We start from the raw sequence: 22259 nt of genomic DNA, 5'->3' as shown, positions 1-22259 counted from the left end.
GACGCGCCTCGGCGATGATGATTTCGTGACGACCCGCGGATTGGTTTGCGGTACTATGGGGGAGTATCTTTCCGATCGGGTCCGCAGATGTTTTCTCCGCTGTCCAATCCCGCCTACCGCAGGCTCTTCATCGCCCAGGTGTCGGCTCTGCTCGGTACGGGCATGGCGACCGTCGCCCTCGGCCTGCTTGCCCATGATCTGGCCGGCGCCAACGCCGGAGAAATTCTCGGCGCAGCGCTCTCGATCAAGATGGTGGCCTATATCGCCGTCGCGCCGTTCGCGAGCGCCATCGCCGCGCGCTTGCCGCGCAAGACCCTCCTCGTGTCGCTGGACGTCGTCAGGGCGGGCGTCGCCATCACCCTGCCGTTCGTGGGCGCCGCCTGGCAAGTCTATGCCCTGATGGCCGTGCTCTACACGGCCTCCGCCGCCTTCACCCCGGCGTTCCAGGCCATGATCCCGGACCTTCTGGAGGACGAGGGGGAGTATACCAAGGCGCTCTCGCTCTCCCGCCTCGCGGCGGACCTCGAAAGCGTGGCCAGTCCGGTGGTCGCCGCCGTTCTGCTGGCCTTCATCAGCTACAACAATCTGTTCGTGGGGACAGCTCTCGGCTTCGCGCTCTCGGCGGTCTTTGTCGTCCGGGCGATCCTGCCCCGGTCCGCCGGCGCAGCGCCCTTGCCCTTCATACGCCGGCTGACGGCTGGCGCCCGGCTGTTCGCCCTGACCCCGAGGCTGAGAGGCCTTCTGGCGGTCAGCCTGGCGACCGCCGCAGGCGGCGCGATGGTGTTCGTGAACACCGTCGTGCTTGTGCAGAGCAGCTTTGGCCTCTCTCAACAGGCGACGGCCTGGGCGCTCGCGGCCTTCGGCGCGGGGTCGATGACCGCCGCCCTGCTACTGCCGCGCGTCCTTCAAAGGATCCCCGACCGCTCCGCCATGATCGCGGGCGCTGGCGTCATGACGGGCGTGCTTCTGCTCGGCGCCTTTGTGGCGACGTCCTACCCCATCCTTTTGGGGCTCTGGATCGTCATGGGCTTCGGCTATTCGCTGACCATCACGCCGGCCGGTCGGGCGCTTCGACGGTCCTCGACCTCGCAAGACCGCCCCTCGCTGTTCGCCGCCCAGTTCGCCCTGTCCCACGCCTGCTGGCTGATCGCCTATCCGGTCGCGGGGCTCGTCTCCGCCGAGGCGGATCCCCGCGCGGCCTTCCTTGTGCTCGCGGGCCTCTGCGCGGTGGGTGTGGTTCTCGCGCTCGTGGTCTGGCCCCGCTACGACCCGGCCAATCTCGCGCACTCGCACTCGGACCTGGACGCCGATGACCCCCACCTGTCCGAAGGCGAGCGTCCGGACCGGCAGTCCAGTTGGCACGCCCATCCGGTCGTGATCGACGAGGCGCATCCGCGCTGGCCGCGACCGGACGAGAAATGATGGCGGGGCGCGTCAGGGGGTTCCAGCGCCCCGCCATCCGGTCGGCCGACTGGCGGCGGCCGACCCACAAGCGGGTCAGACCACCCGCTTGATCTCGGTGTAGGCGCCTTCGGTTTCGACCGTGATCGTCACGGTCTCTCCGGTCCGGTTGCGCCAGAACCAGCCATGGCTTCCGTCGAAGGCCGCCGTCAGCTCACCGGACTGCTGCAGATCGGTGCCCTTTCCGTAGCCGTGATAGCGGACGCCGGGGCGGTCAGCGTGGGTGTCGAAATTCACCGCACCTCCGCTGCTCCTCCAGGTGAAGCGGACCTTGGCGCCTTCGGCCATGTCCATCTTCAGCTCTGCGCCCTGGTTGGGGGCCAGTTCGATCACAGTCTCGTCCGAGCGGATGCCGGCTGCGGCGGCTTCAGCCGTGACCGGCCGGGCTGACGGCGCCACCGGACCGGTGGCTGCGGCCGGTGCTGCGGCAGGCGTCGGCGTGGAGGCGACGCCCGAGGTCTGGCCGGCGGCGGCGGCGTCCGCCGCAGCGTCAGCCTCGGCTTCCAGCGCGAGCTGGCGTTTCAGCTGGCCCATTTCCGTCAGGCCGAAGACCGAGCCGATACGCGTGGGATCGACGCCATATTCGGCTGGAAGGACCACAGTGACGAGGATCGCGCCGGCGACGACGGCGGCGATGCCGGTGGATTTCAGCAACTCCTGCGTGGTGGGCAGTTCGGAGCGGGCGGGGCGGTTTGCGTTAAACATGGAGGGGGCTCCGATCACATGACGAAGAAGCCGACGAGCTGGTAGCCCGTCAGAATGAAGCCGAGGCACATGACCACGGCGTTGGTCAGGAAGGCGTGGTTCCAGAAGCTGTTCGAGCGGCGCCAGAAGCCCATCAGGATAAGGATGCCGCCGAGCGCCAGCAGCTGGCCGGCCTCGACGCCGATGTTGAAGGCGATCAGGTTGCCGATCAGGCCGTCCGGCGACATCTGGAAGTCCTGCAGCTTGGTCGCGAGACCGAAGCCGTGGAACAGACCGAAGATCAGGGTCGCCGCCTTGGTGGAGGGCTGGAAGCCGAACCAGCGCTGGAAGGCGCCCATGTTGTCCAGGGATTTGTAGACGACGGACAGGCCGATGATGGCGTCCACGATGTAGCTGGAGACGCTGATGTCGGTCAGCACGCCCAGCAGCAGGGTTGAGGAGTGGCCGATGGCGAACAGCGTCACATAGATGCTGATGTCCTTCATCCTGTAGAGGAAGAAGATCACGCCGAAGAGGAACAGCAGGTGGTCGTATCCGGTGACCATGTGCTTGGCGCCCAGATAGACGAAAGGCCAGAACAGGAAGCCGGTGGTCTCCTGGATGTAGCCCTTGTCGCCCTCGGCGACGCCGTGGGCGAGGGCCTGACTGAGGGCGCCGTCCAGAAGCATGAAACTGAGGATCAGCAGAAGCGCCGTCCAGGGCGATCGGAGCCACGACCAGGAGTCGCGGCGCAATGCAGAAGTCATGATTGACCTTTCGCGGAGTTGGGGGAGGGGGTGAGGAAAAGGCTGCGCACCAGGGTGCGGGCGGGCCGCTCCCAGAAGGCGTGCAGTGCGAAGGCGCTGGCCAAAGTCACGACCAGCAACAGAGCCGCTTCGGAAGCGGACATCCGGTAGGTGCTGTCGATGCCGCCCAGCATCGCCATCCCGTTCTTCCAGATGATCAGAAGCGGGAGATGGACGAGGTAGAGGGCATAGGAGGCTTCGCCCGCCTCCAGCAGCAGCGGATGGTTGAAGACGCTGTCATCCTCGGCGCGGTCCCAGAGGGCCAGCGCGAGGACGACGACGCCGGAGGCCGCCACGATCAGGCGCTCGTCGGCGCTGATCGCCATCAGGCAAATCAGGGCGAAAAGCGATCCGATGGCGGCGAGCGTCGCCGTCCGGCGACCGCAACGGATGCGGCAACCGAGCTGGTAAAGGCCGATCCCGAACAGGAATTCGGGAATGATCCTCAGCACGCCGAGCACGAGCTCGGCATGGGTGAGCTGGTCCTTGAAGATCCAGCGGTAGAGGCCGTCGATCACCAGGAACAGGCCCACCGACAGACCGATCACCATCCAGGGGCGGCGGCCCGACCTGAGCCCGATGAAGGCGAACACAGGGAAGGCCAGATAGGCGGCCCATTCCGCGGACAGGGACCAGGACGGGCCGTTCCACTCATTGGGAACGGTAGCCGGGAACCAGGCGTGGGTGAGGGCGAGGGCGGACGCGAACCCCGGCAGCGAGTAACTGTCGGCCGCGAACGGCTGACCCAGGGCGATAGCCGCCAGGACGATGAACGCCATCAGCACCATCATGGCGAGATGAGCCGGATAGATCCGGGCCAGCCGCGCGATGAGGAAGCGCTTGTGGTTGTAGGTCCCGTTCCGGATCTGACGCCCGTAGACGTGCGCCAGGATGAAACCCGACAGAATGAAGAAGAAATCGACCGCGAGGCGTGCGCGCTCGATCAGGGCGAGCCCCGTCCCGCCCTCGGGCGTCATGTTCAGCTGGTAGTGGAAGAGCACGACGCCGAGGGCGAGCCAGAACCGAATGCCGGTCAGGGCCGGCAAACGGTCCGGGAAGCCCGGCGCCGACGCGTTGGGGACCGCCTCGGCGCCGCCCCCGCTCTTCCTGCGAAGAGCGGAGTTCATCAGACGCTCCGTTTCCGGAACGGCAGACGATCCATCCAGCTGGCGCGCGGCGCGCCGTCCACGGTCCGTTCACGGCCGTGCACGAGGCTGTAGAGCGCCGGAAGGACCATGAGGGTCAGCACCGTGGAGGAGACGATGCCGCCGATAACGACCGTGGCCAGCGGACGCTGGACCTCGGCGCCCGCCCCCACGTTGATCGCCATCGGCACGAAGCCGAGGCTGGCGACCAGGGCTGTCATCAGAACCGGCCGCAGCCGGGTCAGGGCGCCCTCGTGGATGGCCTCCTGCACCGGCTTGCCCGACTGGATCAGGCTGCGGATGAAGGTCACCATCACCAGGCCGTTGAGCACGGCCACGCCGGACAGGGCGATGAAGCCGACCCCGGCCGAGATCGACAAGGGCAGATCGCGCAGCATCAGCGCAGCGACCCCACCGGTCAGCGCCAACGGCACCCCGGAGAAGACGATGGCGCTGTCCTTGACCGAGCGGAACAGGGCGAACAGCAGGCCAAAGATCAGCAGCAGAACCGCCGGAACGACGAGCTGCAGACGATTGGCGGCCGAGATGAGCTGCTCGAACGTCCCGCCGTAGGTGACCCAGTAGCCGGCCGGCAGATCGACCTCGCGCTCGATCCGGTCCTGGGCTTCTCCGACGAAGGAGCCCAGATCGCGGTTGCGCACGTTGGCGGTGACCACGATGCGGCGTTTGCCGTCCTCGCGGCTGATCTGGTTGGGTCCGGTCTCAAGTCCGATCGTTGCGATTTCGCTGAGCGGCACGAAGCCGCGCGGCGAGCCGTCCGCCGACGGCAGCGGCACCTGGATGCGACCGATGGCGTCGGTGTTGCTCCGAAGGTCTTCCGGCAGGCGAACGACGATGTCGAAGCGACGGTCGCCCTCGAAGATCTGGCCCGCCGTCGCGCCGCCCATGGAGGTGGCGATAACGGATTGCACGTCCTCGATGCTCAGGCCGAGGCGAGCGATAGCCGCCCGATTCGGCGTGATCTGCAGCATGGGCAGGCCGGTGACCTGCTCGGACTGCGGATCGGCCGCGCCGTCGATCGAGCCGACGATTTCCTCGATCTGGGAGCCGAGCTGAACCAGGGTGTCCAGATCGTCACCGTGGACCTTGATGGCCACATCCGCCCGGACGCCCGAGAGCAGTTCGTTGAACCGCATCTGGATCGGCTGGGTGAACTCGTACTTGCTGCCCGGGATCTCGTTGACCGCTTCTTCCATCTCGCGAACGAGCTGCAGCTTCGGCTTGCGGGGATCGGGCCAGTCCTTGCGATCCTTGAGCAGGATGAAGGTGTCGGCAACCGACGGCGGCACGGGGTCGGTCGCGACCTCGGCCGTGCCGATCTTCGCGACCACGCGCTCCACTTCCGGGAACTCCGCCAGCCTCGCCTCGAGCGCGGTCTGCATCTCGATGGCCTGGCTCAGGCTGGTGCCCGGAATGCGCAGGGCGTGCATGGCGATGTCGCCCTCGTCCAGGTTCGGCACGAACTCCGACCCCATTCGAGAGGCGCCGAAGGCGGCGAGGGCCACCAGGGCGATCGCCGCGCCGACCATCGCGGTGCGGAACTTCAGGGCGAAGTCCAGCGCCGGACGGTAGCCGACCCGCGCCCAACGCATCAGGAACGGGTCCTTCTCGGTCACTTTGCCCGAGACGAAGGTGGCGACGGCCGCCGGAACCAGGGTCAGGGACAGGACGAGCGCACACGTCAGGGCGATGACGACGGTGATCGCCATCGGGTGGAACATCTTTCCTTCGACACCGTCGAGGGCGAAGATCGGAATGTAGACGAGGGTGATGATCAGCACGCCGAAGAGGGACGGGCGGATCACTTCGCTGGACGCTTTGGATGCGAGGTCGAAGCGTTCCTGACGAGTCAGCAACCGACCGAGCTGGTGCTGGGCTTCGGAGAACCGCCGCAGGCAGTTCTCCACGATGATGACGGCGCCGTCGACGATCAGACCGAAGTCCAGCGCGCCGAGGCTCATCAGATTGCCCGAAGTCCCGGTGCGCACCATGCCCGTGATGGTCATCAGCATGGTGATCGGGATGACCGCGGCAGTGATCAGGGCGGCGCGGATGTTCCCGAGGAGCAGGAACAGCACCACGATGACCAGAAGCGCGCCTTCCAGCAGGTTCTTCTCGACCGTGCCGATGGCGCGCTCGACCAGATCGGTTCGGTCATAGACCGGGGAGGCGATCACCCCGGCGGGGAGGGCTTTGGCGGCCTCCTCCAGGCGGGCTGCGGCCGCCTGGGCGACGATCCGGCTGTTCTCACCGGCCAGCATCAGCACGGTGGCGAGCACGGTTTCCTTGCCGTTCTCGGTCGCCGCCCCGGTACGAAGTTCCTCGCCCAGACCGACCTCGGCCACTTCGGCCACCCGGATCGGCACGCCGCCCCGTGTGGTGATCACGACGTTGGAGAGGTCCTGCATCGACGAGGCCTGACCCGGCACGCGAATGAGCCATTGTTCGCCGTAGCGCTCGACGTAACCGGCGCCGACGTTGGCATTGTTCCGCTCCAGCGCCTGCACGACCTCGGCCATGGTCACGCCGTAGGCGGCGAGACGTTCCGGACGCGGGGTGACGTGATATTGCCGCTCGAAACCGCCGATGGTGTTGACCTCGGTGACGCCGGGCGTGTTGCGCATCTGCGGACGGATGACCCAGTCCTGCAGGGTGCGCAGATCCTCAGGCGTGTATGGCGTTCCGTCCGGCTTGCCCGCGTTCGGTTCGGCCTCGATCGTGTACATGAAGATCTCGCCCAGCCCGGTCGCGATCGGACCGAGCTCAGGCGACAGACCGGGCGGAAGCTGGCCGAGCGCGCTTTGCAGTCGCTCGTTGACCAGCTGACGCGCCCGATAGATGTCGGTGCCATCCTCGAACACCACCGTCACCTGGCTCAAACCGTAGCGTGAGACGGATCGGGTGTAGCTCAGGCCCGGCACCCCCGCGATGGCGGTCTCCACCGGGAAGGTGATGCGTTGTTCGGCTTCAAGGGGCGAGTAGCCCGGGGCCTCCGTGTTGATCTGAATCTGGACGTTGGTGATGTCGGGCGTCGCGTCGATCGGGAGCTTCTGGAAACTCCAGACCCCGACCGCGCAGGCCACAAGGACGAGCGCCATGACGACCCAGCGGAACCGGATCGACAGCGCGATGATGCGTTCAAGCATGATGCCGCGCCCCCACTAGTGGTCGTGGCTCGCGCCGGACTTGTCGATGTCCGCGCGAATGAGGAAGGCGCCGTCCACGACATAGGTCGTGTTTGGATCGATACCGCCCAGGACTTCGGTCCACTCGTCCGTCCGACGCCCAAGCTCGAGCATGCGGACCTCATAGGTGTTACCCACCTTGGCGTAGACGACGGTGAAGTCCCGGAAGGGCTGAAGCGCACGGGTGCGGACCGCGAGCGGCACTTCCCCGGTTCCGACCTGGACCGTCCCGTCGACGCCCAGGCCCGGGCGCCAGACGCCGCCTTGGGCCGGCAGGGCGACGTGGGCGACGAGCGTCTGACTGAGCACGTCATCAGCCGGGAGGATCGCCTCGATGGTGCCGGTGGTGGTGTTCTCGCCGGCGGTCCTGCGCACCTGGACGCGCTGGCCGACCCGCACCCGTTCGGCGTCACGCGGATAGAGGAAGAACTCCGCATGCAGACGGGTCGGATCGCCGATCATCAGCATGGGCGTCCCGTTGCCCGTGATGGCGCCCGGATTGATGTTCTTGGCGGTGATGACGCCCGAGATCGGGGCGGTGACCGAATAGGTCTGCAGGCTTTCGCTCGACTCCACCCGGGCGACGACCTGGCCGCGGGACACCCGTTGACCGAGCTGGACGTTCAGCGAGACCACACGGCCGGGGTAGCGGGCGTGGACCTCGGCTTGGGCTTCCGGAGCCAGCTCCACCCGGCCGGTAAGGGGCAGGGCTTCCGCCAGCGTGGCCGGCCCGACCTGTTCGGTCGTGACCCCGCCCGCCCGTGCGGCCTCCGCCGTGATCTGCGTACGGCCCTCGTAGGACTGGTAGGTCCACCTCGAGGTCTTTCCGCCCCGCACCGCGTTCACCGCGACGTCGAACGAGTGGGGCTCGGTGACGACGCCGGGGCTGGCGAGGTAGGCGCCCTCGGGGGTGAAGGTGAACCGATCAACCTGTGGCCCCAGACGCGTCAGCGCCATGGTGAGCTGAACCTGCCGGGGATCGAGCGGCTTGTCGTTCAGATACGGATAGATCCGGAAGAGGGGCTCAGGGCCTTCTTCGTAGATGGTGACTTCCAGCGAGAAGTCGCCGTCGCGGAGGAGGCGGCCATTGTTCGGGCCACGCTCGTAGTCCCCGGCGGCCGCCGCTTCGGCGCCCTCGGCCTTCTCGGCGCGCTCACCGCCGCCGCCGCAGGCGGCGAGCACCAGAGCAAGGCTGGTCAACGCCGCGCCGGAGGCGAGGCGCAGTGCATGTGTACGGGTCATGGTTGGGTCTCCAGGCCGAGCAGGTCGGCATGCGCGCCTGTCAGACGGTCCAGTCTGGCGCGGTCGGTGTGGAAGGCTTGCAGGATGGACACGCGCCTCGCCCGGGCCTGCAGCAAGGCTGTCTGCGCGGACATCACGTCGTTGTAGGTGAAGCCGCCGCGCCCGAAGCCCTCGCGGACAAGGGTGACGGCACGCTCCGCCTGAGGCAGGGTCTCCTCGGCGATGCGGCGCGCTTCGCTGGCCTTGGCGGCCAGCTGCACCTGAAGCCTGAGGATTTCGCGCTCGCGCTCGATCTCGAAAGCGCGGCGATCGGCCTGGGCGGCTACGCCCTCGGCCTGGGCGCGGGCGATTGCGCCTTCATTGCGGTCGTAGCGTTGAAGCGGCATCGATCCGCCGAACACCAGGGCAACTTCGTTGTCCCAGATGTGGCGGACGCCGAGGCTCACCGTCGGGTCGGGCACGGCGCGCGCCTGTTCGACCCGCACCTGGGCGTCGGCGATCAGACGGCGGGCATCGAAAGCCGCGAGATCGATCTGCGCCACCGGACCGGCTTCCCGGCGAGAGGCGCTCGTGTCCTCGAAGGCATCAGCCCCGAGGGTGAACTCTGATCTGCCGAACCAGAATTTGGCGAGGTTGACCCGCGCCATACGCGCGCCGACCTCGGCCTGGTCGAAGTCGATCTGCGCCTGGGCGAGCTCGGCCTCCGCCCGGGCCCCTGCGAACAGGGGATCTCGTGCGGCGTTGACCCGTCGGGAGACTTCACTCTGGAAGGCCTCGGCCAGATTGAGCCGCTCCCTGGCGATTTCGAGCAAGGCCTCCGAAGCGAGCGCTTCGGCCCACGCCGTCTGGACCAGCTCGAGCCGGTCGAGCTGCGCGGCCCTGGCGTCGGCGAGAAGCAGATCTCCCTCGGCCCGGGCGAGCGCCGTGCGGGCCGGACGATCGCCGCCCCGTTCCAGACGTTGCTCGTACGTCAGCGTGGTCTCGGTTCGCCCGAGAATATCGCCGCCGCCGAGCGTCGGCAGGTTCTCGACCATCAGTCCGACGTTCGGATTGGGTCGGACATCGGCCTGCCGCACGCCGGCTTCAGCGGCGCGACGACGAGCTTCGACACCGGCGAGCGCCGGGTCTGACGCGGCGGAAAGACTGAGGGCTTCGCGCAAGCTGAGTTGCGGGTAGCCGTTCACGTCGGCGGGGACCGGCGCCGCTTGGGCGAACACCGGGGCAGGGGCGAGCGACGCCCCAAGGGCGAGCGCGAGCGCAGACACGGCTGCGGCGCGCACCCGCCATCCGGCAGCGCCGGATGCAGGTAGTTTCAAGGAATTTCTCCAACAGGACGCGCACGGCCCGGAGGCCGCGCAGGATCAGCTTTTCAGGCGATCAGGCGTTCTGTTTAGGAGGGTCGAGCGGGCTTTCCGGACGCGTTCCCGCCAAAGGCGGAGTCCGGGCCGGGTTGAGCGCGGGCGCAAGTCCGCTGGAGGGGGAGTTCGGCTGAGGCAGGCCTGCGAGCGCGATGTGCACGTCACCGCCGCCGCCATGGTGATGGTGCGGCAGCACCGGCATTTCGCTTTGGTCGGCGGTGTCGATCGCCGTGTCTGCGGCGGCAGAGGCTTCAGCGTCGACCTCGTGGGCGTGATCGTGCCCGTCGTCGTGATGATCATGGTCAGCCGCGGAATCGCTGAAAGCGACGCCGGGGAACTGGAGAGCATGTTCTATTCGATGTTGACCGTCACGTACCGCAAAGCCTTGCAGCGTGACCATAAGGGTCACGGCCAAGCCGATGCAGATCTGGCGGACAAGTCGCGACAAGAGAGTACCCCGTACTCCCCCGGACTATCTCGACACCCCTGATTCAAGCAACATCAAAAGTGTCGCAGTTCAGGCGGGGAGAGGCTCGGAGGGTTCGATTTCGATAGTGATATGCTTGAGCTCGTGCACCGGGACCAGCCGCGCTCGAAGCGCCTCCAAGGTCGCGCTGGAGGTCGCGACACTGATGATGGCGGCGTGAGCGTCCGGCCCAACCCGCCAGATGTGCAGATCGCGGATACGGGCATCGCCTGGCGTCTCGATCGCCTCGCGGGTTTCATCGGCGACGTGGGTGTCGGTTCGGTCCAGCAGGACGGCAGCCGTATCGCGCAGGAGACCCCATGACCATTTCGCGATTACCGCTGCGCCGACCAGGCCCATGATCGGGTCCAGCCATGTCCATCCGAGATAGTGACCTGACAGGAGCGCGACGATCGCACGGACCGATGTCAGGGCATCGGCTAGGACATGGAGATACGCGGAACGCAGATTGTTGTCGCCGCCGTGCCCGTGGTCGTGGTGGCCATGATCGTGATGATCATGCTGGTGGCTGTGGTGATGCCCTCCCGAGAGCAGAAGAGCGCTCACGACATTCACGACAAGGCCGATGACGGCGACAATCGCCGCTTCGCCGAACAAGACCGTAGTCGGCTCGAACAGACGTCGGATGGATTCCACGCCGATGCCAATGGCGAAAAGGCCCAGAACGAGCGCGGATGCAAACCCTGCCAGATCGCCGACCTTGCCGGTGCCGAAGCTGTATCGGGGGTCGTTCGCGTGACGGCGTGCGTAGCTGTAGGCTGCGGCCGCGACCCCAAGGGCTCCGGCGTGGGTGAGCATATGTATGCCGTCCGCCAGCAAGGCCATTGATCCCGTCAGCACGCCGGCGACGATCTCTCCGACCATCATCACTGCGGTCAGGACGACCACGATCAATGTGCGGCGGGCGTTCTCGTCATGATTGGCGGCCAGAAAGACATGATCATGGGCCGGTGAAGCGGCAGGCTGGATGGTCATTTATAGCGTCCGATAATGGATATGAGCTCGTCGGCGCCCTTGCGACGCGCGGCTTCATCAAGATGAGGCGCAGCGACATGGTGCTCGAGATGCTGAAGGATCAGCGCTTCGACCAGGCCGCCAAGAGCGCCGCGCACGGCGGCGGCCTGCTGGAGGACGGCGATGCAATCGACATCATCATTGATGGCGCGCTCGAGAGCGCTGACCTGCCCATTGATGCGGCGGACCCTGGCCATAAGTTTGGGCTTGTCAGCGGCGATATGGGCCATGGTGGAATCCTTCTCGAGACGACGTGTTGGGTCTCATTAGTCACTCGCCCCGGCCTTCGCACCCAAGGCGGTCATTCGCCGGGGGAGCTCCCGCTCGATGGCCTTGCGGCGGAAGGGCGACAGCTTGCACCATTGAGCCACTTCCGGACGCGTTCGGCCGCACCCCACGCACCAGCCGGTCGCGGAATCGAAGATGCAGATGTCTATGCAGGGTGTCTTCACCGATCGGCCCGTCACCGAGCCGTGGCGCAAGCCGTCACGAACCGGTTGGGCTGATATACTCCCTACCAGTATAACATCAAGGTTTGCGTGAGTGATGTCGCTGTGCCGCCATCGCTGGCGGCGTCGTGCCTTCAGAGGGGGAAAGGCTGGGTTTCGAGCCGCATCAATCCTCGTCGCCCGCGACCGCCAGGACGGGCTGAACCCATCCGTCGTCTCCGAAGGCCGCGAGAACGCCCTCGAAGTGGTTCAGGTGGCGGACCTCGTTCAGCCCGTGAACGAAACGGTTTCGGGCGTCGATCGACGGTTGGCGCCCGGCGTTTCGAAGAAGACTGAGTAGCAACCCGCTTGTCGCCGCGGCGGCATAATTCTGACCGTTGCCGACTATGGCGTCGAGCACCTGATCGAGCTCGGCCTGCGTCAGAGAACCGGTGTAGGGAGCGATGAAGTCACTGAAGTTGGCTTCCGAGCCCCTGAAGCTGCCCGAGCCCGCATAGCGCGCGACAGCGGCCGGCCACAGGTCAGCAAGCGGAGTGGCAGCGATCGTGCGGGCGAAGGTCTCGCGGTCCAGTCGCGGTATCGCGGCAAGGAGGGGCGCCCGGAACCGCTCGAATGTGATCCCCATCATGATCCGGACATCGGCGACATTTGCGGGGTCGAGGTTGTTGACGGTCTCCTGCAGGGCGGTCTGCGTCGCCTCCTGGATCAGCGGCCAGAAGTTCGGGAAGGCGGCGATGAAGGCGATGGCCCGCGGCCGATCAAGGGGCGCCAGATTGTCGAGGAGCTGCACAATGGAAGGTGCGAGTTCGGGCCACGCCGCAGGGGTCCGCTCGCGGACCGCCACGAGGGCCGAAACGATTTTGCCGCGCACCCCGTCGAGATGAGGGGGAATGCCTTTGAGCAACGACTTGGCGAGAACAGTGCCGAAGTTGCGGATGTTCTGGGACCGGACGCGGGCGAGGTAGCGCTGCTCGACGTAGTCGAGAATCCTGGCGTGATCGCTCGGGAATCCGGGCGACTGAACATCGACATCGAAGACCTCGAAGATCGCTCGGCCCTGAAGAGGTTCCTGGGCCAGCACGAGATCGACGGCGTTGACCAGATGCATTCGCACCAGTTCTGGCGTGGGCTCGAACAGCAGGGCTTCGGCCGAGAAGGCAGGATGGGCGCACAGATGGCGGTCCTCGCGCAGTCTCTCCAGCTGTCGCCGGGCGATCTGGCTGATAGCCTGGGTGTTGTCCGCGGCGTCCTCGATGATCCGGCCCTCCAGCTGGAGGAGCTGGCGAATGTCACTGATCGCGGTCGCATTATCCCAGGATTGAAGGAAGGTCGTCGCGGCGGCATCGCCCATCGCGCCTAGCTCCCGGTACTTTGCGATCAGATCATAGGCGAGCGCGACCCATGCCGCCGTCAGCGATGCGCGAAGGGCGCCAGCTTTGTAGGCCTTCACCGCGTCGAGGAAGTAGATGCGTGACTGGGCGTTGCGCACCTTGGTCAGCAGGATGTCGAGATCTACGAAGCTGGAGTCCACAGGGCGTACCGAGGAAATGAGTGGGGGGGGGCGAAGGTCGGGCAGGCGACGTGGCCCGTCCATCCAACCGTGAGGGTCTACTCGTAGGGGAGCTCTCCGAAGAGGCCTATCATGAGATCTCCCTTCAGCTCGCGGAAAGGAATCTCGACAAAATGGTCGGGGTGTCTGGGCTTGGCCCGGCCATCCCCAGGACCGTTCTTTGTGTGGCCGCGAACCTGCTCGCCGCTTTCCTTGACATAGGGAAGGACAACGAGCCTACCGTGGTTGGTCGAGAGGATCGTGCCCTCGCGCCATAGCGTCGACCCATCCTCACCCTTGTCGCTGGTGGTCGCCTTGACCGTCCAGCCGAGTTGACCGTCCGGCTCGTACCAGAACACGATCCCATTGCTGACCAGAACATGCTCGCCACGGGCCAGAGCCTCGGCGAGGAGGCGTTGAACGCTGGCGAGCTGAAGAAGCTGATTGGCCCGCGGCAGCAGTTCGGCACGGATTTTGGCCTTCACCTGACCCCAGTGCTGATCGTGGTGAAACTTGAAGCCGTTGGCGATCCGGGCGCGCATGGCTTTCTCCGCCGATTTCTCGCCGGCGGGATAGGGTTTGCTCCAGACGTCGTCAGCGTTGCGATACAGAACGACCTGCCGTCCGCGGCCATCGAGAAGAGCCATCCAGAGATAGGGGTAGGTTTGTAGCTCTTGCGCCAACGCTTCCCGATAGGGCTCGGCCTCAGTGTGCAGCTTGATTTGATCGATCGGGATCCGGGGCGTGTCGGCGTGGCGTCGGATCGCCTCGGAAAGCATCAGGGCTTCCTCATCCGCCAGACGTTGCCGCGACTGAAGCGCCTTGCGGACCTTCAGGGTGAGAGAGGTCTTCTCTGTTGCGTCCATCTGCCTCGCCGCGAGCGCCGCCGCCAGCGAGGGATTCAAAGCCTCGGCTGCGGATACTGCGGCCTCCCGATCCGGATGGACGTCCATTCTGACCCATCCCTCCTCGGACGGGATTCGTCGGTCTCGCCAGCGAACGCCGCCGTCCTCGGTCTCGACCAGCTCCACCATGAACCAGCGCTCATGCAACGGGCGATAGCTCGGCCATATCGCGAGGATAGGATCATGATCCCTCCGACTGTCTCCCCACTTGATCATGCATGCCTCCCGACTCGGAGCTGATCTGATCGACAGGCGCATATTGACGCAATGCCTGATTGAAGCCTGGCTGTGCGCAACAAAACTTGAGATGGCGCCGCGTGGCACTGGCATGGGGCGAGGGGACTTCCCGACTCAACATCCCCAATCGATGGAGCGTGAGATCATGGTGAAGGTTGTCGGGTTTCCTGCCCCCGTAGATATCTCCGGCCTGAAGCCCGGGTCAGCGTTCCAGGTCGGTGATACAGTTCCGCCGCTCTATGGGATCACGGTGAAGGCGGGTGACCTGGTGACGGCCATCCTTCTGGGTCAGGTGAAGGGCCAGGCGGCTTCCCCTGGCTATCTGCAGAATCAGCACCTCCCCGGCGAGTGCTACGCCGTCGACGCCGAGCTCGTGATCGGCAGAACCGCGAAGACGGAGCGTCGCGAAGCGCTGACGCATGGCGCGCTCGTCTTCGACGGCGAGAACAAGCCGTTCCTCGTCATCGAGCAAGCCGATCCCTTCCCACGCCTGTACCTGTCGATGGAGACAGGCGAGGCAAAGACGGACGGACCAGCGGGCATGCTCCGAATCTACGGCAACTGGGTGCTGAGGCTTGAGGGGGAGGGGAAGACGCTGACCGAGCTCACACTCAATGGCTAAGAAGGTCTACACGCCCTCCGAGGATCTACTGGACGGCCTCAAACAGGATGTCCTCTACCTGTTGCTCACGATCCTGGCGCATCGCGAGAAGCAACGCCTCCCGAACCTGGGAAAGATGTCTCGGGAAGACCTCGTGCTTGAGCTCGCCCTGTTGGAAAGCGGGACGAGGGATATCATCGCGCGACTTACAGCGCTGGACGACGACGGTTCCGGGTCACGGTCGTTCCCGAATGCTCTCGCTGCCATGAATCGCGAGGGACTAGCGGCCAGGAAGGCAGAAGAACTGAAGGCCCACGTCAAGGCGTACCGGGCGGCGATCAACGATCTCAAGGTCAACCATCGCAACAGCTACATCAGCCATGTGCAGGAGTTCGCCGAAGTTCTCCCGCGCGTCCTTGATAAGCCCGTGCGTTTCGAGATGGCAGCGAGCCTCTCCGTCAATGTTCTCGACGCCTTGATGGGGCGACAGGTGGAGTATCGGTTCCGGGTCGGCTCTCAGGAACCCGAGCTTGATCTGCGCGCGCGTCTTTCCGGTCCGTAGCCTAACCACGAAGTCTTGGGTCCTGACGTACAGTGCGATGCCAAGCCTTCCTGCGGAGGCTGCGACCTTACACAAATGCTTACACAGTCGGCTGGCTTGTGGTAGATTCTCACGAAGTATCAGTGGTTTGATGCTGGCGTGTGTGACTTAAAATCTGCCGGGCGAAAGCCCTTGCCGGTTCGATCCCGGCCGCCCGCACCAGCCGCCCCGTCCGCGCCGCTGGATCAGATGACCCGATGCAGCACGGCGCCTTCGGCGATATGGCGTATCACGGCGTCGCGTCCTGGCGCGTCCAGGCCCGCCGACAGGCCTATGGCCTTGCAGTTCTGCCGGGCCAGGTCGCATGCGGCGTCGATCAGGCCCTGGACGAGCCGCTCGGGCCTCAAGAGATCGAAGGCGACCAGGGCGTCGACGATGAATTGACGCTCGCCCTCCGTCGTGGTGGCGATCGTATAGGCCAGGACCGCGCGCACGACCCCTCCCGCCACGGCCGCCATCACTCCGCCGGCCGCAGGCGCCGCCGCGACGCGGGCGCGCCAGGCGTCCATCGTCAGGGTCGAATCAGCCATGCGCGCGATGACATAGGCCTGGTCGGCCTCGTCGCCGCTCAGGCGTCGGTATTGGAGTGCGCTCATTGTCGGACGTCTAGGGCTTAGACGAAAGGACCGCCTTGATCCGCGTCAAAAGAATTGCGTCTTAGGCGGACAAGAGCATAATCGCGCCATCATGCTGGAACTTCGCGCCCTGCCGACCGACTGCGCACAGCGCCGACAGGAATCGGTCTGCGTCGGCTGCGGCGCGCGCGCCTTCAGCGTCTGCAGCAGCCTGGACCCGTCGGACCTCGCCGGCCTGGACGCCATCGCCGAAAGGGTGTCGCTGAAGGCGGGCGAGGCCCTGATCCGCGAGGGCGATCCGGCCGTCCATCTGTTCAACATCACCTCGGGATCGGTGCGGATCTATAAGCTGTTGCCCGACGGGCGGCGCCAGATCACGGGCTTCCTGTTCGCCGGCGACTTCGTGGGCCTGGCGACCGGCGAGGACTACGCCTTTTCAGGCGAGGCGATCGAGGATTCGACCCTGTGCCGGTTCCGCAAGAGCGAATACCGCGCTCTGGTGCGTGAGCGGCCCCGGCTGGAAGAGGCTCTGCTGGATCGGGCGACCCACGAACTGGCCGCCGCCCAGAACCAGATGCTGCTCCTGGGCCGCAAGACGGCGCAGGAACGAATCGCCTCCTTCCTGCTGGAGCTGCCCAGCCGCGATCCCTTGCGGCCGCAGGCCGAGGATCAGGTGCGGCTGCCGATGACCCGATCCGAGATCGCCGACTATCTGGGCCTGACCATAGAGACGGTGAGCCGGGTCCTGACCAAGTTCAAGACCACAGGGGTGATCCGTCTGCTGTCGCTCAGCGAACTGCGGATCGAAGAACCCGAGCGGCTGCGCGACATCGCCGAGGGCGAGGCTTAGAGCCTGATCGGCTTCAGATCATGCTCTAGGCGGGCGTGAGCCGGCGGGCGGGCGCCAGGCCGACCCGGCCGTCTTCCCCCACGCCCTCGACCCGGATCGTCCGGTCGCACAACTGAGTTGGGGCGGAGCGGTGGCTGACCAGGATCAGGCCCTGACCGGCCTGTTTCAGCCGTCGATCCAGGGCCTTCAGCACTTGGGCCTCGGTCGCCGGGTCCAGCCCCTCGGTCGGTTCGTCCAACACCAGCCAGGCGGCGGGCCGCAGATAGGCGCGCGCCAGACCCAGCCGACGCCGTTCGCCCCCGGACAGCCGTTCGCCGTTGGGGCCGATGCGGGCGTCCAGACCCGCCGGGTCGGCGCGCAGACGTTCGGCCAGGGCCGCGTCGTCCAGGGCGCGCCACAGGGCGTCGTCGTCGGCCGGGCCGGCCAGCAGCAGGTTCTCGCGGACGGTGCCGTCGATCAGCCGCACGTCCTGGGCGGCATAGGCGAACAGCGGCCGTCGGTCTTCGGGGGTCAGGTCGGCGACGTCGATGTCGCCCAGGCGAGCTTCGCCCGGCTGGGCGTCCCGCAGGCCGATCAGGCGTTCGATCAGCGTGGTCTTGCCGGCACCGGAGGGGCCGATCAGGCCCAGGCGCGCCGGCGGATGAAGGGCCGCGCCGTCGGCCTGGAGCACCAGGGTCGGGGCGACCGAAACCGGCGCCCGATTCGGGTGAAGAGCCGAGGGCAGGGCCTCCAGGCGGCGAGCGGCTTCCTCGGCGGCGCCGTTCTGTTGCAGGGCGTCGACCAGGCCGCCGACCGATTCGACGCCCATGACCGCCGCCAGGGCGGCTAAGGCGGTCAGGGCAAGGGGCGCGCCCAGGGTGGCCGGGATCACGGTCGCGACCGCCAAACCCGTCGCTGCAGCCTGCCAAGCGGCCATCCAGCCTCCGGCCTGGGTCAGGGCGACCTGGGCTTGGTCCAGGTCGGCGGCGGCCCCGGCTGCTTCGATCGCCGCCCAACGGTCCAGCCCATAGGCCTTCAATTCGGGGGAGACGGCCTCCAGGGCGGCCAGCCGGTCTTTCAGTCGGCCAACGGCGATCTGAACCGCCCGCCCGGCGGGGGCGGCCAGACGTCGTGCGATCAGCAGGGCGCCGGCTGCGCAGAGGGCCATTGAGGCCAGCAGGAGCGCGCCCGCCCATGGACTGGCCAGGCCGGCGAGGAGGGCGGCGGACGCGGCGCCGGCTCCCAGGGCCCAGGGCGCCGACAACCGCACGAACAGGGTCTGAACCGCGTCCACATCCTGGACCAGCCGCGCCGAGGCTTCGCCCGAGGCCAGGGCCAGGGCGCGGCTGGGCGGCGCCGAAGCCAGGGCGTCGAACAGTTGCGGACGCAGCCGCGCCAGGGCCTTCAGCGCCGCCTCATGGCCGGAGACCCGCTCGATATAGCGAGCGCCTGTCCGCAGGATCGCCAGCAGACGGATGGTGGCGCTGGGCACCATATAGTTGAAGGCCTGGACCGCCGCCGATCCGGCGATCCCCGCGAGGGCGGCGCTGGTGATGAACCAGCCCGACAGCCCCAGAAGACAGGTCGCCGCCACGGCGACGATCGCGCCGGTCGTAGCGGCGATACGGAGACGCAGCCGCTGGGCGCGACGCTGGGCGGCGATCAGGGCGCCGATGCGGGAGGCCGAGGGACGGTTCATCACAGGCGCACCACGCGGTCGGCCATGGCCGCGACGGCGGCGGAATGGGTGGCGATCAAGGTCGTGCGACCGCGCGTCGCCTGGCGGATCAGATCCAGCATGGCCTCTTCCGCAGCCGGGTCCAGATTGGCCGTGGGCTCGTCCAGCAGCAGGATGGGGGCGCGCTTCAGAATGGCGCGGGCCAGGCCCAGGCGGCGCCGTTCGCCGCCCGAAAGGCCGCCGCCGCGTTCGTCGATGGGCCGGTCCAGATCGCCGAACAGGCCCGCCTCTCCGGCGGCGACCAGGATCCGGCCGGGGCAGGCGGACGGATCGGCGATGCGGATGTTGTCGCCCAGACTGCCCGGCACGACGACGGGGTTCTGGCTGGCCCAGGCGATCTGACCGGCGAAGTCGCCCGCCTGACTGAGGTGCGCGCCGCCCACCTCGACCTCTCCGGCGGTCAGGGGCGACAGGCCCAGGAACAGGTGCAGCAGGCTGGACTTGCCCGAGCCGCTGGCGCCTACCAGGGCGACGATCTGGCCGGGGCGGACCTCCAGGTCGAAATCGGAAATCACCGGGGCGGCGTCTCCGTAAGCGATAGAGACGCTAGAAAAGCGGATCGCCGGGGCGTCTTCCGGCAGGATATGTCGGTCGCGCGCGACGGGCTCGGGCGTGATCAGGGCGGGGACGGCGGCCTCGGCCGCCTGGCGGTCATGATAGGCGGCGGCAAGGCGACGCAGGGGCTGATACACCTCGGGTGCCAGGGCCAGCACGAAGAAGGCGCGCGGCAGGTCCAGCTGCTCGGGCGCGGGGAAGGGCAGGAGCTTCAACAGGTTGAAGCCGCAATAGACGGCGATCAGCGCCACCGACAGGGCCGAGAAGAACTCCAGCACCCCGGAGGATAGGAAGGCGATGCGCATGACCCGATTGGTGCGCCGCTCCAGTTCGTCGGAGGCGCGGGCGATTTCGACGGTGGTGCGGGCGCGGGCGTCAAAGGCCAGGACTGCGGGCAGGGCGCGCACCCGATCGACGAACAGGCCCGACAGCCGTTCCAGCGCCTGGAATTGACGGCGGCTTTCACCGGCGGCGGCGGTTCCGGCCAGGATCATGCCGAAGACGAAGGGCAGGAGGGTGAACAGGAGTATGCCGGCGGAAAAGGGGCTGGCGACGGCGGCGACGGCGATGATCAACAGGGGCGAAAGGCCGGCGGCCGTCTTCAGGGGGGTGAAGCGGGACATATAGCCGTCCAGCGCGCCGACCCCTTCGACCACGGCGGTCAAACGGTCGCCGGACCGGGCGCCCCGGCCGAAAAGGTCGACCAGCAGCCGGTCGCGCACGCTGGTCTTGACCGACCGACCCAGGCGCGCGCCCACCACCACCGTCGCCTGACCGATCAGGCCGCGGGCGATCAGGCTGACGACCGCCAGCAGCAGCCAGGGCAGGGCGGCCAGGGGCGAGGCGCCGAAGGCGGCCACCGTCATGGCCAGACCGCCGGCGAAACCGACCGCCGGAACCACGTCCGCCACCGCCAGAAGACCCGCCAGGGCGGTCAGACGCCGCCAGGGCGCGGCGGACCGTTTCAGCCAGACGGCGGGAGGGGCGGCGGGAGAGGAGGCCGAAATCGGCGCAGAGGTCATTCGAACACTCCAGCCTCGGGACAGGGCCGAAAGCCATTGGACAAACCGTCGTTGGGCGAAATGTCCAAGGACGATCAGTCCACTACGATCCCGAGGGCAAGGGGGCTTTGATCGAAATCAAGGCGACCGCCCCGCCTTGGTTCTAGGGCGGGACGAACGTCGGTCGTCGGGGCCGGCTACAAGGAGCCTAGAGCCATGATCGACCTCGCGGTCGTCGACCTATCCAGGCTGCAGTTCGCGCTGACAGCCCTTTACCATTTCCTGTTCGTGCCCCTGACCCTGGGGCTGTCGTTCATGCTGGTCATCATGGAGTCCATCTATGTGATGACCCGTCGGCCGATCTGGCGGACGATCACGCGCTTCTGGGGCACGCTGTTCGGCATCAACTTCGTGCTGGGCGTCGCCACCGGTATCACCATGGAGTTTCAGTTCGGCATGAACTGGAGCTATTACAGCCACTATGTCGGCGACATCTTCGGGGCGCCTCTGGCCATTGAGGGCCTGATGGCCTTCTTCCTGGAGGCCACCTTCGTCGGTCTGATGTTCTTCGGCTGGGACAAGCTGAAGCCGTCGGCCCACCTGCTGGTCACCTTCATGGTGGCGCTGGGTACGAACCTGTCGGCCGTGTGGATCCTGATCGCCAACGGCTGGATGCAGAACCCGGTCGGCGCCGCCTTCAATCCGGACTCGATGCGGATGGAGGTGACGGACTTCATGGCCGTGATCTTCAACCCGGTGGCCCAGGCCAAGTTCGTCCACACCGTCAGCGCCGGCTATGTCTGCGCCTCGGTGTTCGTGCTGGGGGTCTCGGCCTTCTATCTGCTGCGCGGCAAGCATGTCGGCTTCGCCAAGCGGTCGATGACCGTGGCCTCGGCCTTCGGCCTGGCGGCCTCTCTGTCCGTCGTCGTCCTGGGCGACCAGTCGGGCTACAATCTGACCGACAACCAGAAGATGAAGCTCGCAGCCCTGGAAGCCATGTGGCACACCGAGCCCGCGCCCGCCGGCCTGACCCTGATCGGCATCCCCAGCATGAAGGATCGCGAGACCCATTACGGCGTCCACGTGCCGTGGATCATGGGTCTGATCGCCACCCGCACCATCGACAAGCCGGTCGAGGGCATCTTCGAACTGGTCGCCACCGCTGAGGACCGCATCGAATCCGGCGTGATCGCCTATGACGCCCTGGAGAAGGTCAAGGCCAATCCGGCCGATCCCGTCGCCCGCGGCGTGTTCGAGACCCATCGCCGCGACCTGGGCTATGGCCTGCTGCTGAAGCGCCACGTCGCCGATCCGCGCATGGCTTCGCCCGAGCTGATCAAACAGACGGCCTGGGAGACGGTGCCGAACGTGCCGGCCCTGTTCTGGAGCTTCCGCATCATGGCCGGCATCGGGATGTTCATGATCCTGTTCTTCGCCACGGCCTTCTTCCTGTGCACCGTGCGCAAGCATGACACCCGCTGGTTCCTGCGCCTGGCTGTGCTGATGATCCCGCTGCCGTGGGTCGCGATCGAGTTCGGCTGGATCCTGGCCGAGTTCGGGCGTCAGCCCTGGGCGGTCGAAGGCGTGCTGCCGACCTTCCTGGGCGCCTCGTCCCTGACCGTGCCCCAGCTGTGGGGCACCATCATCGGCTTCACCGCCCTGTACGGCGCCCTAGCCGTCGTCGAGGTCAGGCTGATCCTCTACGCCATCAAGAAGGGGCCCTTCCACGAGCAGGAAACCTTCAGCGCCCCCGCCCCCGAGGCGCCCGCGACCCCCGTCGCCGCCCCGGCCGTGGCCTGAACCAGACAGACTGAGG

20 protein-coding genes are annotated in these 22259 nt (G+C 66.8%); 6 read left to right on the top strand and 14 right to left on the bottom strand.

The window, feature by feature from the left end; translation table 11 throughout:
* The first annotated feature begins 87 nt into the window (after window positions 1-87).
* On the top strand, window positions 88-1422 hold the full coding sequence (locus JL11_RS14755; RefSeq protein WP_054766316.1) for an MFS transporter: 1335 nt from the start codon (window positions 88-90) through the stop codon (window positions 1420-1422).
* 75 nt (window positions 1423-1497) lie between these two features.
* Here JL11_RS14755 and JL11_RS14750 read toward each other — a convergent pair whose 3' ends face one another.
* From JL11_RS14750 to JL11_RS14725, 6 genes are all read right to left on the bottom strand, one after another.
* Entirely contained in the window at window positions 1498-2166 is a 669-nt protein-coding gene (locus JL11_RS14750; protein WP_054766315.1) for a hypothetical protein, read from the bottom strand.
* A 14-nt stretch (window positions 2167-2180) separates the two neighbouring features.
* Window positions 2181-2912, bottom strand: a complete 732-nt coding sequence (locus JL11_RS14745; RefSeq protein WP_054766314.1) for a HupE/UreJ family protein — start codon at window positions 2910-2912, stop codon at window positions 2181-2183.
* Entirely contained in the window at window positions 2909-3997 is a 1089-nt protein-coding gene (locus JL11_RS14740; RefSeq protein ID WP_197273319.1) for an acyltransferase family protein, read from the bottom strand. The genes JL11_RS14745 and JL11_RS14740 overlap by 4 nt, the downstream gene beginning before the upstream one ends.
* A gap of 80 nt (window positions 3998-4077) precedes the next feature.
* Entirely contained in the window at window positions 4078-7263 is a 3186-nt protein-coding gene (locus JL11_RS14735; RefSeq protein ID WP_054766312.1) for an efflux RND transporter permease subunit, read from the bottom strand.
* A 15-nt stretch (window positions 7264-7278) separates the two neighbouring features.
* Window positions 7279-8544 (bottom strand): efflux RND transporter periplasmic adaptor subunit, encoded by a 1266-nt coding sequence (locus tag JL11_RS14730; protein WP_054766311.1) that lies wholly within the window; start codon window positions 8542-8544, stop codon window positions 7279-7281.
* Entirely contained in the window at window positions 8541-9824 is a 1284-nt protein-coding gene (locus tag JL11_RS14725) for a TolC family protein (protein ID WP_224760994.1), read from the bottom strand. The genes JL11_RS14730 and JL11_RS14725 overlap by 4 nt, the downstream gene beginning before the upstream one ends.
* Before the next feature lie 232 nt (window positions 9825-10056).
* Here JL11_RS14725 and JL11_RS14720 point away from each other — a divergent pair, with 232 nt between their 5' ends.
* The gene (locus JL11_RS14720; RefSeq protein WP_054766310.1) at window positions 10057-10392 is read left to right on the top strand and encodes a hypothetical protein; all 336 of its coding nucleotides are present in this window, start codon (window positions 10057-10059) and stop codon (window positions 10390-10392) included.
* 27 nt (window positions 10393-10419) lie between these two features.
* Here the strand turns inward: JL11_RS14720 and dmeF are convergent, their stop codons facing one another.
* From dmeF to JL11_RS14700, 5 genes are all read right to left on the bottom strand, one after another.
* On the bottom strand, window positions 10420-11364 hold the full coding sequence (dmeF, locus tag JL11_RS14715; protein ID WP_054766309.1) for a CDF family Co(II)/Ni(II) efflux transporter DmeF: 945 nt from the start codon (window positions 11362-11364) through the stop codon (window positions 10420-10422).
* Window positions 11361-11633 carry a metal/formaldehyde-sensitive transcriptional repressor gene (locus JL11_RS14710; protein WP_054766308.1) on the bottom strand — a complete coding sequence of 91 codons (273 nt, stop codon included), beginning with the start codon at window positions 11631-11633 and terminating at the stop codon, window positions 11361-11363. Before JL11_RS14710 ends, dmeF begins: the two co-directional genes overlap by 4 nt.
* A gap of 36 nt (window positions 11634-11669) precedes the next feature.
* Window positions 11670-11855 carry a DUF1289 domain-containing protein gene (locus JL11_RS17300; protein WP_082382803.1) on the bottom strand — a complete coding sequence of 62 codons (186 nt, stop codon included), beginning with the start codon at window positions 11853-11855 and terminating at the stop codon, window positions 11670-11672.
* A gap of 163 nt (window positions 11856-12018) precedes the next feature.
* Window positions 12019-13383, bottom strand: coding sequence for a hypothetical protein (locus JL11_RS14705; RefSeq protein ID WP_054766307.1), 1365 nt, complete (start codon window positions 13381-13383; stop codon window positions 12019-12021).
* 77 nt (window positions 13384-13460) lie between these two features.
* Window positions 13461-14435: a hypothetical protein gene (locus JL11_RS14700; RefSeq protein ID WP_197273318.1), complete on the bottom strand. Its 975-nt coding sequence runs from the start codon at window positions 14433-14435 to the stop codon at window positions 13461-13463.
* A 253-nt stretch (window positions 14436-14688) separates the two neighbouring features.
* On the opposite strand from JL11_RS14700, the gene JL11_RS14695 reads away from it, so the two are divergent.
* Complete coding sequence (locus tag JL11_RS14695; RefSeq protein ID WP_156314206.1) at window positions 14689-15165, top strand: hypothetical protein; 477 nt, start codon at window positions 14689-14691, stop codon at window positions 15163-15165.
* Window positions 15158-15706 (top strand): hypothetical protein, encoded by a 549-nt coding sequence (locus JL11_RS14690; RefSeq protein WP_054766304.1) that lies wholly within the window; start codon window positions 15158-15160, stop codon window positions 15704-15706. Before JL11_RS14695 ends, JL11_RS14690 begins: the two co-directional genes overlap by 8 nt.
* Window positions 15707-15930: 224 nt before the next feature.
* Here the strand turns inward: JL11_RS14690 and JL11_RS14685 are convergent, their stop codons facing one another.
* Window positions 15931-16341, bottom strand: a complete 411-nt coding sequence (locus JL11_RS14685) for a hypothetical protein (RefSeq protein ID WP_054766303.1) — start codon at window positions 16339-16341, stop codon at window positions 15931-15933.
* 91 nt (window positions 16342-16432) lie between these two features.
* Between JL11_RS14685 and JL11_RS14680 the strand changes: the two genes are divergently transcribed.
* Window positions 16433-17170: a helix-turn-helix domain-containing protein gene (locus tag JL11_RS14680; protein WP_231681319.1), complete on the top strand. Its 738-nt coding sequence runs from the start codon at window positions 16433-16435 to the stop codon at window positions 17168-17170.
* Between the two features lie 25 nt (window positions 17171-17195).
* Here JL11_RS14680 and JL11_RS14675 read toward each other — a convergent pair whose 3' ends face one another.
* Window positions 17196-18848, bottom strand: a complete 1653-nt coding sequence (locus tag JL11_RS14675) for an amino acid ABC transporter ATP-binding/permease protein (RefSeq protein WP_054766302.1) — start codon at window positions 18846-18848, stop codon at window positions 17196-17198.
* The gene (cydD, locus tag JL11_RS14670) at window positions 18848-20464 is read right to left on the bottom strand and encodes a thiol reductant ABC exporter subunit CydD (protein WP_054766301.1); all 1617 of its coding nucleotides are present in this window, start codon (window positions 20462-20464) and stop codon (window positions 18848-18850) included. The genes JL11_RS14675 and cydD overlap by 1 nt, the downstream gene beginning before the upstream one ends.
* A 198-nt stretch (window positions 20465-20662) precedes the next feature.
* On the opposite strand from cydD, the gene JL11_RS14665 reads away from it, so the two are divergent.
* The gene (locus tag JL11_RS14665; RefSeq protein ID WP_054767011.1) at window positions 20663-22243 is read left to right on the top strand and encodes a cytochrome ubiquinol oxidase subunit I; all 1581 of its coding nucleotides are present in this window, start codon (window positions 20663-20665) and stop codon (window positions 22241-22243) included.
* Window positions 22244-22259 lie beyond the last annotated feature (16 nt).

The sequence above is a fragment of the Brevundimonas sp. DS20 genome, assembly GCF_001310255.1.
GTDB lineage: Bacteria > Pseudomonadota > Alphaproteobacteria > Caulobacterales > Caulobacteraceae > Brevundimonas > Brevundimonas aurantiaca.
This window is presented reverse-complemented; position numbering and strand designations above follow the sequence as displayed.